The 14,587-nt window shown below is 56.7% G+C and carries 13 protein-coding genes; 6 read left to right on the top strand and 7 right to left on the bottom strand.

Annotation, left to right across the window (positions count from 1 at the left end):
- Positions 1-10: 10 nt before the first annotated feature.
- Genes Q1B21_RS06645 through Q1B21_RS06635 form a run of 3 tightly spaced genes read right to left on the bottom strand, consistent with a single transcriptional unit; the run spans position 11 to position 3,501 of the window.
- The gene (locus Q1B21_RS06645; protein WP_299887381.1) at positions 11-289 is read right to left on the bottom strand and encodes a hypothetical protein; all 279 of its coding nucleotides are present in this window, start codon (positions 287-289) and stop codon (positions 11-13) included.
- On the bottom strand, positions 273-3,068 hold the full coding sequence (locus Q1B21_RS06640; protein WP_299887378.1) for a glutamine-synthetase adenylyltransferase: 2,796 nt from the start codon (positions 3,066-3,068) through the stop codon (positions 273-275). Before Q1B21_RS06640 ends, Q1B21_RS06645 begins: the two co-directional genes overlap by 17 nt.
- 49 nt (positions 3,069-3,117) lie before the next feature.
- Positions 3,118-3,501: a nuclear transport factor 2 family protein gene (locus Q1B21_RS06635; RefSeq protein WP_299075977.1), complete on the bottom strand. Its 384-nt coding sequence runs from the start codon at positions 3,499-3,501 to the stop codon at positions 3,118-3,120.
- Between the two features lie 148 nt (positions 3,502-3,649).
- Here Q1B21_RS06635 and Q1B21_RS06630 point away from each other — a divergent pair, with 148 nt between their 5' ends.
- From Q1B21_RS06630 to Q1B21_RS06615, 4 genes are all read left to right on the top strand, one after another.
- Positions 3,650-4,072 carry a DUF2852 domain-containing protein gene (locus Q1B21_RS06630; protein ID WP_298935996.1) on the top strand — a complete coding sequence of 141 codons (423 nt, stop codon included), beginning with the start codon at positions 3,650-3,652 and terminating at the stop codon, positions 4,070-4,072.
- Positions 4,073-4,139: 67 nt separating this feature from the next.
- A complete protein-coding gene (locus Q1B21_RS06625; RefSeq protein ID WP_299887374.1) occupies positions 4,140-4,571 on the top strand; it encodes an RDD family protein in 432 nt (143 codons plus the stop codon).
- A gap of 75 nt (positions 4,572-4,646) precedes the next feature.
- The gene (locus tag Q1B21_RS06620; RefSeq protein ID WP_298935998.1) at positions 4,647-5,471 is read left to right on the top strand and encodes an arginyltransferase; all 825 of its coding nucleotides are present in this window, start codon (positions 4,647-4,649) and stop codon (positions 5,469-5,471) included.
- 7 nt (positions 5,472-5,478) lie between these two features.
- On the top strand, positions 5,479-5,868 hold the full coding sequence (locus tag Q1B21_RS06615) for a VOC family protein (RefSeq protein WP_299887371.1): 390 nt from the start codon (positions 5,479-5,481) through the stop codon (positions 5,866-5,868).
- A 140-nt stretch (positions 5,869-6,008) separates the two neighbouring features.
- On the opposite strand, the gene Q1B21_RS06610 is transcribed toward Q1B21_RS06615, so the two are convergent.
- The 3 genes from Q1B21_RS06610 to Q1B21_RS06600 all read right to left on the bottom strand — a co-directional run bounded on the left by Q1B21_RS06610 (position 6,009) and on the right by Q1B21_RS06600 (position 10,509).
- Positions 6,009-8,363, bottom strand: a complete 2,355-nt coding sequence (locus tag Q1B21_RS06610; protein ID WP_299887368.1) for a TRAP transporter large permease subunit — start codon at positions 8,361-8,363, stop codon at positions 6,009-6,011.
- Between the two features lie 17 nt (positions 8,364-8,380).
- Positions 8,381-9,307, bottom strand: a complete 927-nt coding sequence (locus tag Q1B21_RS06605) for a TRAP transporter small permease subunit (protein WP_298936007.1) — start codon at positions 9,305-9,307, stop codon at positions 8,381-8,383.
- Positions 9,308-9,426: 119 nt separating this feature from the next.
- Positions 9,427-10,509, bottom strand: a complete 1,083-nt coding sequence (locus Q1B21_RS06600; RefSeq protein WP_298936008.1) for a TRAP transporter substrate-binding protein — start codon at positions 10,507-10,509, stop codon at positions 9,427-9,429.
- Between the two features lie 247 nt (positions 10,510-10,756).
- Here Q1B21_RS06600 and Q1B21_RS06595 point away from each other — a divergent pair, with 247 nt between their 5' ends.
- Positions 10,757-12,190, top strand: a complete 1,434-nt coding sequence (locus Q1B21_RS06595) for a cache domain-containing protein (protein ID WP_298936009.1) — start codon at positions 10,757-10,759, stop codon at positions 12,188-12,190.
- Positions 12,187-12,834: a response regulator transcription factor gene (locus Q1B21_RS06590; RefSeq protein WP_299075986.1), complete on the top strand. Its 648-nt coding sequence runs from the start codon at positions 12,187-12,189 to the stop codon at positions 12,832-12,834. Before Q1B21_RS06595 ends, Q1B21_RS06590 begins: the two co-directional genes overlap by 4 nt.
- A 504-nt stretch (positions 12,835-13,338) precedes the next feature.
- On the opposite strand, the gene Q1B21_RS06585 is transcribed toward Q1B21_RS06590, so the two are convergent.
- Positions 13,339-14,184, bottom strand: coding sequence for a hypothetical protein (locus tag Q1B21_RS06585; RefSeq protein WP_299887362.1), 846 nt, complete (start codon positions 14,182-14,184; stop codon positions 13,339-13,341).
- Between the last annotated feature and the right edge of the window lie 403 nt (positions 14,185-14,587).

Genomic DNA, 14,587 nt, shown 5'->3' with positions numbered 1-14,587 from the left:
GGAAAAGCCCCTATGTCCCTCGGTCACGGGCGCGCCATCCGCCACGCCGTTTCGGGGCTTGGGCAGTTTGCAACCCTTCGGCCAGCACCTGAGTCATCGGGTGTTCAGAATCCTGCGCGTAATAAGCGGCGTGCAGATCGGTCAGCGCCTGTTTCTGATCCAGACTATCCGGTAAGCTCAAAGCCCAATCCAGAAAGATGCTTCGGCATTCGGGCAAAGCGATGCCATCGATGCGATAAGCCTCGCGGATCAGCCCCTTGGGATCGTTCGGATCAGTGCTGCGCGCCATCTTCGCCCTCCTTGATCACGCTGCCGATCAGACCGGCGGCGGTGATGTAACTGTCCTGCAATGCGGATTGCAGCTGTTCGACCTGCTCGAACCCGGTGGCGCGGCACAGAAACGCCGTACCGCCGTCACCGATTTTGTCAGCCTCGATGACCTTGCCCGAAAGCAGCCGCGCCGCACATTGCACCGACCAGCATAAGTCATAGCTGTCTTTCAGCGTTTGTGCCTGCGCGACATCCAACAAGCCTGCAGCGACCGCCCCGTCTAGTCCGGTATGCACATCGCGTTGCGGGCTGCCTGATAACAGCGCCCCGGTTTCGGCCATCAATTCGATGTCCAACAAGCGACCCGGCCCGTTCTTGGCATCCCAGATCCCCGCAGGTGATTTTGCCGCTGCCAGGCGCGCGCGCATCTCGGCCACTTCATGAAGGACCTGATCGCGGTTGCGCGAACTGGACAGAAAGTCAGCGCGAAAGGTTTCGATATCTTCTGCCAGGCCGGCATCCCCAGCCACCACACGGGCACGTGTCAGGGCGAGATGTTCCCAAACCCATGCATCTTTTCGCTGATAGTTGGTAAAACTGGCCCAACTGGTCGCGACTGGCCCCTGATTACCTGACGGACGCAAGCGCATGTCGACCTCATAAAGACGCCCTTGCGACATCGGTGCAGACAATGCCGTAATCAGGGCCTGCGTGAAACGGGCGTAGTATGTGCGCGTTGCAAGCGGTCGTGGACCGTCGGACATGTCCTGATCCTGCGGGTCATATATCACGATCATGTCCAGATCAGATTGCGAGTTAATCCGCCCTGCCCCGATTGAGCCCATTCCCAGGACTGCGGCTCCGCGTCCCGGTGCAGGCCCATGTTTTTGGGCAAAACTTGCGGCCACGTGGGGCAGGATCGCCGCAATAACCGCCTGCGCCAGTTCGGCGTAATGTCGACCCGCCTGCGCCCCATCGATCAACCCACGCAGGTGATGCACACCGATCCGGAAATGCCATTCCTTGCACCAGCGACGGGCAAAATCCAACTGCGTTTCGTAGTCAGTTTCTTCAGCCAAGGCACCTGCCAGCTCTGCCTGCAACGCCGCCTGCGCGGGCCAGTCGGCAAAAAAGCTTCCGCCGATCACCGCATCAAAAACAGCGGCGTTGCGGGACAAGTGCGTGGCCAATGCATGAGAGGTCCCGACGATATCGATCAGCAAGTCGATCAACTGCGGATTGGCTTCGAATAGCGAAAACAGCTGCACACCGGCTGGCAGCCCTGCGAGAAACCCATCCAAAGCCAGCAACGCCTCATCCGGCTGCGCGGATTTCGCAAGCCTCGACAGGAGTTCCGGTTTGAGGCGTTCAAAAATGCGCCGCCCCCGTTGTGAGCGCAACGCCGGATAGGTGGTCCAGCGGGCCAGAATGCTCTTGTCGAATGCGACCTCTTGCACTTGAACTGAGGCCGCTGATTGACCCGGCGCAAAAAAGCCTTCGGTCAATTCATGAACTTCAGTCAGGCGTCGGGTCAGATCCGATGTCAACGCCGCAATGCTGATCCCCATCAGGCAGGCAACGCGTTCGATCCCGTCAGGGGATTGAGGCACCTTATGGGTCTGGGCATCATGCACCATCTGAATACGGTGCTCGACGTCACGATGGGCGCGGTAATGGTCGGTCAGTTTATCAGCGACGTCCGTTGGCACCCATCCTTTTGAGGCCAGCGCAGCAAGGCCCGGCACCGTGCCCCGCACCCGCAGATCAGGATCGCGACCTCCGGCGATCAGCTGGCGTGTCTGGGTGAAAAACTCAATCTCGCGGATGCCGCCTTGCCCCAGTTTCATATCATGGCCCGGGATCGACAATGCCCCGCCGGTCCCTTTGTTCTCTCGGATACGCAGGCGCATGTCATGAGCGTCCTGAATGGCCGCAAAGTCCAGATGGCGCCGCCAAACAAAGGGGCGCAGGCCATCCAGAAACCGCTCTCCAGCTGCTATATCGCCTGCGCAGGCGCGTGCCTTGATGTAGGCGGCACGTTCCCACGTGCGTCCAAGGCTTTCATAATACCGCTCGGCCGCCTCCATCGCCATGCAGACCGGTGTGACAGCAGGATCCGGGCGTAACCTAAGATCGGTGCGGAACACATAGCCATCGGCTGTCTTTTCGCTTAACGTTGCGCAGAAATTGCGCGTGGCCCGCACCATGCCTTGCCGAGCGTCGTAGAAATCATCGGGATCAAAGCGTGTCTCATCGAACAACACGATCAGGTCGATATCCGAGCTATAGTTCAGCTCATGCGCGCCCATTTTACCCATCGCCAGGATGACCATCCCAGCGGCCGATTGGACGTCGTCTTCTGTCATCCCCGGTAGCTTGCCGCGCCGCACCAAGGCCGCAATTTCAGCCTTAGCCGCCACATCCGCCGCCAATGCGCCAAAATCCGTGAGCGCTGACGTGACCTTTTCCAGGGGCCAAGCCCCGGCAATATCTGCAAGGGCGGTCATCAAGGCTATGCGGCGTTTGGCTTTCCGCAAACCCGGCTTTAGCTGATCTGCCGGCAAGGCCCGCGCTGCTGCCATCACATCTGTCAACGCCTGATCCGGGTGCTGCAACGCCTGAGGTAGCCATGCCTTCTCAATTTCGATCAGGCCCTTCAGGTACGGGCTTGATCCGGCCGTCCCTGCAATCAACTCGCCATGTTCAGCAGACAACTCCGGCACCAACGCACGGGTTTCATCCCCCAGAGCTGGATCAAAAGCGCGCGGCAGGCGGGAGATGGTAAGAACATCAGTCATAAGCGCAACCTGCGCATTGCCGTGTCGGGTCGTCAATGGGGCAAACCCGTCAGGTTGTCTCCAGTGGGGTGTCCTGACTGAAACTGTTTACCCAAACCTCGTGCCGCCTTTCCCAGAGCGAAGAAATCAACATCGTCTCCCACCTATCGGCATCCGGCCTTTGGTAGTCGGCACGATAAGACAGCAGGACAATGTCTGGCGTCAAAACCATCAGCTTGGCCTCGCTCAGCTCGAATGTCGCCATGGTAGGCGCATCGGCGAATTGGCCAACGTGATCATCCCTGTTGGCGAATCCAGAAGGATAGACCCCCAGAAAATCCGGGCTCAGCAAAGCTCGATCTGCCTGCGCGTTGCCCGAGACCAGCGCGGCCCAGACCTGCTTTTCCAGATCAAGGATCGCGTCAACCGTCGGGGCGGCCTTGTTTTCAGTCATACTCATACCTGCAAACTGCGCGTGATCCCATGCCGCGTCAACCAGATCGCAAAATGTAAATCTTTTTCACATCGACCTCTTGCATCCAGCTAAATGGACCCCATCTAGACAATGTGAAAGGAATTTACATCAACCCTGGAGAGCCCAAATGACTGCACTAACTGAACCCGTCGCCCCGCAAAACCCGGGATGGTTCTATCGTGCCGAGGCCTGGCTTGACGACAAAGGCAAAGGCGCCTGGATCGCTGCTATGGTCCTTGGATTCATCTTCTTCTGGCCGATCGGCCTTGCCTTTCTGGCCTATATGATCTGGAGTAAACGAATGTTCAGCAAGTCCTGCAGTCGCCGCAAATCCTGGCAAAGCCACATGAGCACGATGAAGCCGTCCGGCAACAGTGCGTTTGACGCTTACAAATCGGACACCCTGGCTCGTCTGGAACGCGAACAACAGGATTTCGAAGCCTTCCTGCGCCGACTGCGTGAAGCCAAAGACAAGGCAGAATTCGACCAGTTCATGAATGATCGCGCTCGCGAGAACCATGAAGAAACTGACAAAGGTGAACCTGCCTGATCCCGCTTGCCCTGTTCCGATTGTTCGGGACAGGGTTATCTGACACCATCACCTGGATATTCCGACTATGACAAACCTGCCCGATCCCGATCGCCAACCTGAATTCTACAGGTCTGTGACGACAAAACGCTTTGTTGCTTGGCTGTTCGATATCGCCTTTATTTCACTGCTGTGCACCGTGGCAATCCTGCTGACGTTCGGACTTGGGTTTTTCATCCTCGCGCTGATTTACGCGGTCGTCAGTTTTGTCTACCGCGTCGTCACGATCGCGAACGGATCGGCCACATTGGGCATGCGCTTCATGGGGATCGAGCTGCGCGATGCATTCGGTGAAAAGATGGACACCGGCAAGGCGATTGCCCACACTGCCGGCTACTTTGTAAGCATGATGTTTCCGGTGATCCAGATCATCTCGGTTATCATGATTATGACCAGTGCGCGTTGTCAGGGTCTGACAGATGCGTTCCTCGGCACCGTCATGATCAATCAACGCGCCTGAAAATCCTTCGTGTGAATCACTTGGCGGCCAGAAAAACCGTTGCTATCATCCGGTTTGAGGCTACACAGGACCTTCATGCGACACACGCTGCCCATTGCGCCACAATTCTATGTGACAGCCCCTCAGCCCTGCCCTTATCTTGAGGGCAGGATGGAGCGGAAGTTGTTTACCGCCCTGCAGGGCGAAGGCGCGGATCAGCTAAACAACTCGCTGTCGCAACAAGGGTTTCGCCGGTCACAAAACGTCTTGTATCGCCCCTCCTGCACGGACTGCTCTGCGTGTCTGTCCGCTAGGATCGACGTTTCAGCCTTCCAACCCTCAAAAAGTCAGAAGCGCGCAATCAAGCGCAATTCTTACCTGCAACGCAGCGCGAAATCTCCTTGGGCAACCGACGAGCAGTACGATCTGTTTCGCGGATATCTCGACAACCGACATGCCGACGGTGGTATGGCGGACATGGACGTGTTTGAATTTGCGGCGATGATCGAAGAGACCCCGATCCGCAGCCGTATCGTCGAATACACGGATCCCGAAAACGGCGATTTGATCGCCGTCAGCCTGACCGATGTCCTCGATGATGGGCTTAGCATGGTCTATTCGTTTTATAACCCTGTGCAGCCGCAGAATTCCCTTGGTACCTATATGATTCTCGACCACATCGATATCGCCCGCGAGGCTGGCCTGCCCTACATCTATCTGGGCTACTGGGTCCCAGGCAGCCCCAAGATGGGCTACAAAGCCAAGTTCGCGGGGTTGGAAGCCTATGTTCAGGGCCAATGGCAGAAGATCGACGACCCGACCGCGTATCAGGATCCGTCACATCATCCACTCTCATCCGCCCCGATCGCCGAGCAGGTCGCCAACATTCAGTTGCCGGATCGTCACCCGACCAAAGGCTAGTAGCCAAATGCAGCAATCCCTCCATGCAGTCACCCTTGTGGTGCCTGACTATGATGATGCCATCGCGTTCTATACCGAAACGCTGGATTTCGAACTGGTACAGGACATCGATCTTGGGGGAGGGAAACGCTGGGTCCGCGTAACGCCTCCGGGGTCGGGCGACGCATCGCTTTTGCTGGCAAAAGCGGTCGGGTCGGAACAACACGCTGCAATCGGCAATCAGACCGGAGGGCGCGTCGGCTTCTTTCTGCAAACAGACGATTTCACCCGCGACCACGCTGCCATGCTGGCCAAAGGCGTCACCTTCGAAGAAGCCCCCCGCCACGAACCCTATGGCTCCGTTGCAGTTTGGCGCGACCCATTCGGCAACCGATGGGATCTGATTCAATTCACCTGATCCAAATCTTCATCTGGCTGAAAATATCCCGGGGTTGAATTGGCCAAAGGCCAAGAAGGGGCGGAGCCCCTTAATATCCGGCACAAAGCAAAGGGGGCCGACTGGCCCCCTTTTCCGATAACCATTAGCTTCGCCGATCCTCAATTCGGGATCAGATCCGGCACGATGGTCACGATCGTTGGGAAGAACCACAAGATCGCGATACCCACCACCTGAATGATCACGAATGGGATGATCCCTCGATAGATATGCCCGGTCGTCACCTCTTTTGGTGCCACCCCTCGCAAATAGAACAGCGCGAACCCAAACGGAGGCGTCAGGAACGAGGTTTGCAGGTTCACAGCCACCATGATCGTGACCCATTTCGGATCAAACGATCCGCCATAGATCACCGGACCCACGATGGGGATGACGATGTAGATGATCTCTAGGAAATCCAGCACAAAGCCAAGGATGAACAACACCAGCATCACGATCAGGAATACGGTGAACTCATTGTCAAAGCTCTTGAGGAATTGCTGGATATAGTGCTCTCCACCAAATGAGATCACCACCAGGTTCAGCAATTGCGACCCGATCAGGATGGTGAACACCATCGACGTCACCTTGGCCGTCTCGCGCACCACAGGCGTCAGGACGCCACCGGTGAACAAGACCCAACATCCGTAAACCAAGCCAAACAGGGCGTAGATATAAGCGGCGTAAGCAAGGAAGAACGCGACCCAGCTTTCGAACGACACCCCGCCCTGATTGACGCGCAAATCGAAATTCACGCCGAGAAGCAGGCAGATGATGACGGCAAAGGTCGACCAGATGATCACATTGCCGGACCGACCCTGATCCTGAAGCTTCCGATAGGCCGCCAGCATGATCGCACCGCCCGCACCCAAAGCAGCGGCTGGGGTCGGATTGGTCACACCGCCAAGGATCGAGCCCAGCACCGCTATGATCAGAACCAAAGGTGGGAACACCACCCGGATCAGATCATTTGTCGCGCAGCGCGCTGCCGCTTCCTTGCAACCGTAGATCGCAAGGGCGAAAGGCACAGCCAACAACAGGAAAGTGGCACCCGAAGACGTGGTTGGTTTTATCAGCAAGACATCGACAAACAGCATCAACAACAGACCAATCGCACCAACGATCAGAGGCTGCGGTGACCGCGACGGCGCGATGCCCCGCCCCAAAACCAACGTCAGCCCTAGTAGAACTGCAATAACCGCCACGCCATTCCCGATCGGAGCTGCTGCCGCAATCTTCGCGTCACGCGCTGCGACAAGATCCTCCTCACTCAGGCGTTCCGCATTCGATACACCACCGGCCGCATCGATCTCTTCCTGCTCGGCAATCGCTTGATCCCACGCTGCCTGACCATGCAGATCAATCATCGAAATCTTGCACTCTTCAGGCACATTGGTGCGCAGTGATGCACCCTGCCCGACATCCGAGAATGCTGATACCGTGACGTTCTGGCTGCCGATCAGTCCAACACTGCTCAGCAACACGGCGCCAACGATCAGACCCACCGGGGCTGCTAGCAACCACGTCAGGCCTTCCGCGCGGGTAATCGGTTCGCCACTTCCACCGGACATCGGCACAGCGGGTGCCTTGTCGGGGTTCAACAGCGCATAGCCAAATGCATAAAGCGCATAAAGCAACGCCAACATGATCCCCGGCAGCAAGGCTGCCTGAAACAACGTGCCGACCGACACAACCGCGGGTTCACCAAGATAGGTCAACGCATCGCTACAACCTGCCTCAACTGCACGGGCTTCCTGCGCCGTTGAATACAGGTCTCCGGCCAGCGTCCCCAACAGAACGATCACGATCGAAGGTGGAATGATCTGTCCCAATGTCCCCGAAGCCGCTATCACGCCCGTCGCCAGCTCCGGCGAATAGTTGTTGCGCAACATAGTCGGCAGGGCCAACAGACCCATCGTCACCACGGTTGCGCCGACGATCCCGGTCGAGGCCGCAAGAAACGCGCCCACAACCACAATGGATACAGCCAGACCACCCGGCAGCGGGCCAAACACCCGGGCCATTGTGGTTAGCAGATCATTCGCGATTTTCGACCGTTCCAGCGTGATGCCCATCAGAACGAACATCAAAACTGCCAGCAGCGTTTCGATAGACTGCCCCGCAAGAACGCGTTCGTTCATCCGGTTGACGATGAAAGATACGTTACGGTCCAGCGCAGTTTCCCAGCCTGCGGGGAACACTGGCTCGCCTATCCTCGGCAAGTCCGGATATCGGAAAACGGATACCGCGTCGGGCTTAACGCCTGTCGCAACCAGATCCCGATACATCTGCGAGCTAGTATCAATCGCCTGATGTATCAGCAGGCCGGAACTGTCCAGCGCAGCAATAATTCCGAATGAGATTACCCCGGCCCCGCCGATGGCAAAGGCCACAGGGAAACCGGAAAGGATGCCTCCGAAAAGGCAGAAAAATACGATAATGAGGCCTATCTCGACGCCATCAAGTCCGAATAACATTGTCTGGGTCTCCGTCCCTAATGTGCGCCTTCGTAGGCTTCTTCACCCTCACCAAGGCTGTCCTTGTCGAGGTATTTTCCAGCGCTTTCCGGTCCTTCCACATATTCCAGATACGAGCGGTACAGGAACGCGATCGCATGCAGGAACACCATCGCCGCAAAGGCCACCAGCAGGATTTTGAACAGGAAGTAAGCGTTGAATCCGTTGGGGCTGAACCCGATGGTTTCGACATTCCAGCGCATCGCGCGGGATTTCATGACCAGGCGGTCCAGTGTATCGCTGGCTGATGGTTTCGGCACTATCAGGTGGCGCCACATGAAATACCAACCATACATCCAGGTCAGCACAGCCATTGGCATCATGAACAGAACCGCGCCCAGCATATCCACAACACGTTTGGCACGGTGGCTTATCCCAGCATAGATCAGATCAACCCGCACATGTCCGCCCTGCACGAAGGTGTAGGTGCAGCACAGGCAGACGACCATAGCGTTGTAGAGTTTGAGCTCTTCCGCGAACCAACTGATATCCATCTGGAACGGAATACCCAAGCCAAAGGCCATATCCGGTCGTGTAAAAACCCGCTGCATGAAAACGATCACGATCTGCTGGATCACCATCAGCAAACCCGCCCAGGCAAAGAACCGCCCGGTTGTGTTGGCAAAGCCCTCAAGGCCCCGCACGATGCCCCACATGAAATTCCGGTAATACAGGCCGATAGCCGTCAAAACCAAAAACAGGGCAAAGATCACAAAGAAGAACTCGACCGACCCGCCGTAATAGACAAAGCGCATGATCGCTTCTTTGTCCGACCAGTTCAGCCAGAGATGCGGATGCGTGATGGCGTATCCGAAATTATAGAAAGCTTCGGCAATGTTCTGAACGAACCAGACCAGTCCGTTCCACAGGGCGCCGAAGAACGAGATACCGTTTTCGTCCTGCATGTTGTCCCCAGGTCGCGTCGGTTGCCTTGCTGATTATTGGGCTTGTCCAACCCACGCAATTGCAACAGGAAAGGTTTCCCCGCAGTCGCGGGGAAACCGTTTGATCTCAGCGGTGTATGTTAGCCGCGAACGCGGTCACGCTCTGCGGTATAGACACCCGATGACAGGTTGTTCCAAGCCGAGGACGCCGCCATCGACGTCATTGCGCTGTCGTGGATACGCTTGAACAGGTCATCACCCATATACTGATCCAGCACTTCCTGGCTTGCCTGACCAAAGGCATCCCAAACAGGCTGAGGGAATTCCAAAACCTTGACGCCAGCGGCCTGCAGACGCTGCAGCGCCGCGCCGTTATTGGCCAGGAATTGCGCCAGATTCCACTGGTGGCATTCACCTGCGGCGATCTCGATGATCTTCTGCTGCGCTGCTGACAGGCTGTCATAAACCTCGCGGTTTGTGGCCAGCGACAGTCCCGCGCCCGGTTCGTGGAAGCCCGCAGTGTAGTAGGTCTTGGTGATTTCCTGGAAACCCGCCTTTTCGTCGGCCCATGGACCGATCCACTCGGTTCCGTCAAGCGCGCCGGATGACAGGGCCTGATACACTTCTGAACCCGGAATGTTCTGAACAGATGCACCCAGTTTACCCAGCGCCTCGCCACCCAGACCTGGCATACGGAATTTCAGACCGTTGAAATCTTCAGGGCTGTTGATCTCTTTCGAGAACCAGCCGCCTGCCTGGGCACCAGTGTTGCCGGCCAAGAAGGATTTCAGGCCAAAGATCTCGCCCAATTCGTCATGCAGTTGCATGCCACCGGCGTGGTAGTACCAGTTCACCAGTTCCTGCGCGGTCATTCCGAATGGAACTGCGGTAAAGAAGGCATAGCCCGGATGCTGACCGACAAAGTAGTAATCCGCCGCGTGGTACATGTCGGCCTGACCCGACGACACGGCGTCGAACACTTCGAAGGCGCCAACCAGTTCACCAGCTGCTTTGATTTCAACGTTCAGATTGCCATCCGACATAGTCGTGATGCTGTCGGCACAACGCTGAGCGCTGTCAAAGACGCCCGCAAGGCCACGACCCCACGAGGTGACCATGGTCAGAGTGCGCTTGCCCTGCGCATATGCCGGTGCTGCCAAAGTGGTTGCCGCAGCAGCCGAGCCGCCCAGCGCGGATTTTTTCAGAAATGAACGACGATCCATATGAGTATTCCTCCCCTTAATAGTCCTGACCCAAGAAACTTTGGGCCTGTCGCATTCAGTGAGCGTCAGACTAGTGTCCGCGACCTGAAAAGGAATACCTATTACTGCGTAGAGATCCGGCTTTCTTTCCGGTTTTCGCCAAAAAATATGGGCGATTTTCCAGCCTAGGACGGGTAACTGGGGCAATATCACCCGCGCGCGCCCAATCTTTTTGCATTTTCGCCGCCGCTTGCGTATCGATTCGACCATGCAAAGATTTCGAAACATGGTCTCGCTGAACTACGCGCAGAAACTGTCGCTGGTAGCGGCAATTCCGTTGGTCCTCGCCGTTGCGGCGATTGCCGTGCTGGTCGCCTATGAGGCGCGCGCAACCGCCGAGCGGGAAATCCGGGCGCTGGAGCGCAGCCTGATCGAGGCCAAGAAGGAAGAATTGCGGAACTATGTAACCCAGGCCAGAAACGGGTTCGCCTATATTTATGGCCGGGCCGAACCGGATGACGAAGTTTCAAAGAATCTTGTTTCGCAAATCTTGTCGGCCATGATTTATGGTCAGGATGGGTTCTTTTTTGTATATGATTACGACGGCAAAAATCTGGTGAGCCCTCGGCAGACTCAATTCATCAACCGCAACTGGGAAGGCCTGACCGACAGCGACGGCACTCCGATTGTGGATGAGTTCATTCGCCTCGCGCGACAAGGTGCGGGGTGGCACAGTTTCATGTGGCAAAAGCCGTCAACCGGGGAAGAGGCCCGGATGATCGCCTATGTGGTTGGGTTGCAAGACTGGCGTTGGGTTGTGGGCACCGGCGTGTTCATTGACGATATCGTAGCCACTGTCGCCAATGCCCGAGCCGAGGTTGAGGCACGGGTACAGCGCACCTTTATGTATATCGGCGCAATTGTGACCGCTGCAGTTTTGATCGTGTTCGCCTCGGGAATGCTGTTGAACATCCGCGAAAGACGTCTCGCAGACGCCAAGTTGAAAGAGCTGACGCAGCGCGTGTTCGACGCTCAGGAAGAAGAGCGCGGCCGGGTCGCGCGCGAATTGCATGACGGCATCAGCCAGATCCTTGTGGGTGTCCGCTATGCGCTGGACAACGCCCGACGGCGGCTTTCCCGCGGCGATGATGAGGGCGCACGTGCGCCACTGGACAAGGGTATCGATCATCTGGGATCGGCGATCACCGAGGTGCGCCGCATCAGCCGTGATTTAAGACCCGGCGTGCTGGATGACCTTGGTCTTGGCCCTGCCCTGAAGGCTCTGACCGATGATTTCCGCGACCGCACGGGGATCGAAACGGATTTCTCAACCGTGGTCTTCCGCAACCGGCTGGATCAAGACAGCAAGATCGCGCTCTATCGGATTGCGCAGGAAGCCCTTACAAACATTGAACGCCACGCAGATGCATCTCGTGTTACAATTGACCTGCGCGGGCACAAAAAGGGGGCGACCATGCGCATCACCGACAATGGCCGAGGATTGCGTTCAGAGCCGGGACAAACTGGCACGGGTATCGGTTTGCGCAACATGCAGGAACGCATTGAGCAGCTTGACGGATCACTGCGCATTCTGTCATCACGCGGGCCGCGCGGCGGCACAGTGATCGAAGCCAGCCTGCCGCTGAGCCATTTGCTGCCGCCACAGACTGACGCAACTCCGAACCGAAAGGCCGGTACATGAGCGCCGAAAAGATCCGAGTTCTGATCGTTGATGACCATCCAATGGTCGCCGAAGGTATTCAATCCATCCTCGAATCCTATGAGGAGATCGCGGTGGTTGGAACATTGGGCAGTGGGCAGGCGGCGGTGGATCAGGCCACGCAACTGGCGCCGGATGTGGTGTTGATGGATTTGAACATGCCCGGCCTTGGCGGGCTGAGCGCAACCGAGATCATTCTCGAACAATTGCCCGAAACCCGCGTTCTGATCCTGTCAATGCATGACAGCCCGGAATACATCTCGACCGCGCTCAACCATGGCGCGAAGGGGTATATTCTTAAGGATGTTCCGACGGAAGAGATCAAACAGGCCATCGATGCGGTTATGCGCGGCGAGCAATATCTGTGCACCGGTGCCAGCCTGTCCCTGCAGCCCAAAGGTGACAGCACACGCGAGGCGCTTACCGGTCGGGAACAAACAATTCTGCTGGAGCTGGCGCAGGGAAAATCCAACAAACAGGTTGCCCAGACGCTTGATATCTCAGTGCGCACGGTCGAGACACACCGCAAGAATATCAAACGCAAACTGGGTATCTCTTCAACAGCCGGCCTGACCCGCTACGCGCTTGAACATGGCGTGCTGCAAGGCACCGGGGTCGGCTTCTAACTTATGCGTACCCGCAGCGCGCAGCGCTGCGCAGCCCAACCAGAGGACATGCGCTGAAAGCGCGTTGACGATGGGCGGGAGCATTTACGCCCCGCTTTGAATGCCTTCCCCGAAAACACCAACGTGCTCTTTTCATCCAACTCATCGAACTCACGCTGTTGATAAGGTTGATCGAACGGTGGTCGGACACGCCCGTCCGGCAATCCTCGAGCCCGGGACGCAAGATCTGAAAAAGCGCGCCTATTCCCTCAACATCAATGTAAAAGGATTGGTCATCCCCCAACGGCTTGGCATCAGTTCGGGCATTCCAGCAACCTGATCGCTACCGAACCATTTCGCAAAAAACGCATAGTTCTCTTGAGTAAGCCCGCACGTAACCCACGGCGACCGAAGTAAAAATCGATCTGCGCCTTCAATGAACTGCAGTATATAAACGGCGTGAGCTGCAATAGCCTTGGCATCCGAGCCCCGCCGCTTGGAAACGCCGTTACATGCCGACGCCTCTCAATCCAGCAACTGATCCTTACGCATCCCTTCACGGGCATGATGGTGCGGCAAGACACGCCCATAAAGTTGCCGGGTCCGTTCAATGCCACCGCACATCCCTTCTGCTTCAACAAACGAGAATATGCCGACATACCGACAGCGCTTACCCGTCACCGGCGCAACCCGGTGCAGAGAATAACGGCCCCTGAATATCTGCAGATCCCCCGGTTGCAGTTCAAGGCGCCGAACCAAGGCCCCATTGCCATCCAAAACCGATGCGACCTTGTCGAAATTCTCATCCTCGGATGTGCGCAAATTGGGCGCATATTCAAACGCCCCGCCTGCCTCACCGTTCTGGATGGCCAGCGTCACGGTGTAATTGTTGGTGTCAAAATGCCAGGGAAACCCCTGCCCTTCTTCAACCACGTTGACAATCACATCCGCAAGCGGGTCATCATATCGAAAAAACCGATCGGCCGGTTCCCCCAATGCCGCTCGGATAAAGCGAAGAAATCCTTTGAATTCATAGATCCGCCGCAAGGGACCGGACTTGGTAAAATTATCAGCAGGGACAAAAGCGTTTGAACGGTCATAAAACCGCCGGATCGGATGACCCACGCCAAATCTCGGATCGTCCTTGGTGAAGTAAGCATTGGTGCGATTGAATGAGCGATGCGCCATGGGCGCAACGGCTTCTGCTTCGCTGACCAACAGTTCAATCCCCTGCGGATGTACAAAGCCAGGCATCACAGCACATCCATCCTGACCCAGCTCGCGCTGCAAATCCTCGATCATCCGGTCATACGCCGGCGAATCCGGGCGATCGATCGGATACCGTCCAAGATCCACTAAATCGTGTAGCATACGCCGCCTCCCGTGTTTGCGCTCTCAGGGTCAGCGTGACGCAGCAGAGATCTCAAATCATGCCAGTTTTGGACACCGGCCTGACGCTTTCGGACAAGTCAAAAAAACCGCACACGGAGCTATTTTTTCCTAAATTTTCCCGGATATTCCGATCATTCGGCAATTTGCGCAATAAAATGTCGCAAAATCCCGCCCTCAAGTTAGAAAATTGGCGCAATTGCCTGTTGACGCCCCTTTCGCTCGCCCATAATGTCCCTCCCAAGCAAAAAGGAGCCTCTGGCGATGAGAACGCTAGTCGTAATCGTAGGAAACACGCGCATGGGCCGGTAACGGTAAACCATAATCGAACCCATGCGCCTCCGAATGATCGGGGGCTTTTTTTTGTCAAACGCAAGACACATGT

Origin of the sequence: uncultured Ruegeria sp., assembly GCF_947504215.1 — a bacterium.
In the GTDB taxonomy this organism is placed as follows: Bacteria; Pseudomonadota; Alphaproteobacteria; order Rhodobacterales; family Rhodobacteraceae; genus Ruegeria.
This window is presented reverse-complemented; position numbering and strand designations above follow the sequence as displayed.

Coding starts and splice junctions, on each gene's coding strand:
- Q1B21_RS06645 (WP_299887381.1), bottom strand. CDS start 289: ATGGCGCGCAGCACTGATCCGAACGATCCCAAGGGGCTGATCCGCGAG.
- Q1B21_RS06640 (WP_299887378.1), bottom strand. CDS start 3,068: ATGACTGATGTTCTTACCATCTCCCGCCTGCCGCGCGCTTTTGATCCA.
- Q1B21_RS06635 (WP_299075977.1), bottom strand. CDS start 3,501: ATGACTGAAAACAAGGCCGCCCCGACGGTTGACGCGATCCTTGATCTG.
- Q1B21_RS06630 (WP_298935996.1), top strand. CDS start 3,650: ATGACTGCACTAACTGAACCCGTCGCCCCGCAAAACCCGGGATGGTTC.
- Q1B21_RS06625 (WP_299887374.1), top strand. CDS start 4,140: ATGACAAACCTGCCCGATCCCGATCGCCAACCTGAATTCTACAGGTCT.
- Q1B21_RS06620 (WP_298935998.1), top strand. CDS start 4,647: ATGCGACACACGCTGCCCATTGCGCCACAATTCTATGTGACAGCCCCT.
- Q1B21_RS06615 (WP_299887371.1), top strand. CDS start 5,479: ATGCAGCAATCCCTCCATGCAGTCACCCTTGTGGTGCCTGACTATGAT.
- Q1B21_RS06610 (WP_299887368.1), bottom strand. CDS start 8,363: ATGTTATTCGGACTTGATGGCGTCGAGATAGGCCTCATTATCGTATTT.
- Q1B21_RS06605 (WP_298936007.1), bottom strand. CDS start 9,307: ATGCAGGACGAAAACGGTATCTCGTTCTTCGGCGCCCTGTGGAACGGA.
- Q1B21_RS06600 (WP_298936008.1), bottom strand. CDS start 10,509: ATGGATCGTCGTTCATTTCTGAAAAAATCCGCGCTGGGCGGCTCGGCT.
- Q1B21_RS06595 (WP_298936009.1), top strand. CDS start 10,757: ATGCAAAGATTTCGAAACATGGTCTCGCTGAACTACGCGCAGAAACTG.
- Q1B21_RS06590 (WP_299075986.1), top strand. CDS start 12,187: ATGAGCGCCGAAAAGATCCGAGTTCTGATCGTTGATGACCATCCAATG.
- Q1B21_RS06585 (WP_299887362.1), bottom strand. CDS start 14,184: ATGCTACACGATTTAGTGGATCTTGGACGGTATCCGATCGATCGCCCG.